1 protein-coding gene is annotated in these 633 nt (G+C 60.5%); it reads right to left on the reverse strand.

Features of this window, described 5'->3' with window-relative positions:
- Nucleotides 1-633: hypothetical protein (locus WH277_RS01820; protein ID WP_339504053.1), on the reverse strand; the 633-nt coding region annotated here is incomplete at both ends.

Below are 633 nucleotides of genomic sequence, written 5' to 3' on the forward strand. Positions count from 1 at the left end.
GTCTCGGCGCATGGCGAAAATCGTCATCGTGCTCGTCCGCCATCATCTGGCTGTAGGCAGGACGACCTATCTGCACGGGTTCAGCCAGCACGGTAAGCAGGTATTTTGTGCCCCAGGCAATCATCGGCGTGGCGGCTCCCAGATAGCAGGGTTGCAACGCCTGCCCTTGTCTGTCCATAAAATGCAATAACCCGCTTGCGGCGTCGTGGCACAAACGGAGCTGAGCAAGAACAAGATCGCCTGCCACCTGCTGCGGCTCGTCCAGACACAGGTGATGGTGCGCCAGCCGCGCCTGAGCCTGCAAATTACTGGATTCGCCGCTGATACTGAACGTTAACGGCAAAGCTGGCGCGGCGAACTGCTGCAGCCACAGCTTCAGCTGTCTGCATCGTGCATCGGCGCCGCCATCGTCGGTTAGCGTGGTGCGCGCCAGCTGCCAGCCGATACGGGAATAAGCATTATTAATCACTACCTTGCCGTGGCGCTGGTGCAACTGCCCGACCTCGCTGGCCTCCATCTGCAGAAACAGCGTCACCGGCAAGCGCAAGGCCGCTGGATCGATGCCCCGGTAATCCAGACGGGCAACAGCGGCGGCGGGCTGCGCAAGTAGCTGCTGGCTGAACAGAATAAAGC

Source organism: Erwinia sp. MYb416, assembly GCF_037479575.1.
Lineage (GTDB): Bacteria > Pseudomonadota > Gammaproteobacteria > Enterobacterales > Enterobacteriaceae > Erwinia > Erwinia rhapontici.